The 233-nt window shown below is 72.1% G+C and carries 1 pseudogene; it reads right to left on the bottom strand.

Going from position 1 to position 233, the window contains the following annotated elements:
- Window positions 1-233 (bottom strand): annotated as a pseudogene (locus tag ACSNOK_RS36380) (serine/threonine protein phosphatase); the annotation flags it as partial.

Genomic DNA, 233 nt, shown 5'->3' with positions numbered 1-233 from the left:
CAGGCTCGGCGTGTAGTGGGTTAGGACCTCCAGGCCCGGTGTGTTCGGCGTGGCGCGGGGCAGCAGGCTGCGCTGGAGGGAGAGGACGTGCTCGCGCTCGCGTCCGTAGAGGCGGGCGTTGTCGATGAAGACCGCCGCCTTGGAGGCCAGCTCCGTCGCCAGCTCGACATCCGCGCGGGTGAACGGGGGGCTGCCGGGGCCGCGGATGAAGTCGGCGACCCCGAGCAGCACAC

The organism is Streptomyces sp. URMC 126 (genome assembly GCF_051386555.1).
In the GTDB taxonomy this organism is placed as follows: Bacteria; Actinomycetota; Actinomycetes; order Streptomycetales; family Streptomycetaceae; genus Streptomyces.
Note: the sequence above shows the minus strand (reverse complement) of the source record. Positions and strands in the feature narration are given on the sequence as shown.